General features: G+C 69.8%; 1 pseudogene. It reads left to right on the forward strand.

Annotation, left to right across the window (positions count from 1 at the left end):
* Positions 1–696 (forward strand): annotated as a pseudogene (locus AC1DTN_RS37885) (hypothetical protein); the annotation flags it as partial.

Consider the following 696-nt stretch of genomic DNA (forward strand, 5'->3'; position numbering starts at 1 on the left):
ACATGCCCGCGCTCGCGCGCCTGAAGGCGCAGGGCTTGCGGATGGCGCGGCAGGAGGGTTCGCTGCACGACCAGGCGATCTGCAACTTCGTCGAAGGCGTGGTCGCCATCAACGAAGGACGCTTTGCCGACGCCGAGGCGTGGGCCGGCAAGGCCCTGGCGATCGGCCGTCGCGTGGCCGAAGATCTGGCGGTCGGCGTCTATGGAACACAGATGTTCTGCCTGCGGCGCGAGCAGGGCCGGCTGCGCGAGACGCTGCCTCTGCTGCAGCACTTCGTGCGCACGACGCCGATGTCGCAGACCTGGGTGCCCGGCCTGACCCTGCTCTATGCCGAACTGGACATGCGCGCCGAATGCGCAGCCCAGTTCGAGAGCCTGCCCTGGCAGCGCGCTTCGACCGCGCCGACCGACGCCAGCACGATGACGGTCATGATGTTCGCCGCCGAGGTCTGCGTCTATCTCGGCGACGCCAGGCGCGCGGCGCTGCTGTATCCGTTGCTGAAGGACCATGCCGGCGCCAACCTGGTGGCCGACTCGGGCGGGCCGTGCCTCGGCTCTGCCGACCGGGTGCTGGGCAGCCTGGCCACCGTCATGCGCCAATGGGTGGTCGCGCAGCGCCATTTCGAGGCCGCGCTGGCGATGGACCTCAAGACGGGCTCGCGCGTCTGGCTCACGCACAGCCGGTACGCCTATGCGG

It is taken from the genome of Rhizobium sp. 01T444 (assembly GCF_056398305.1).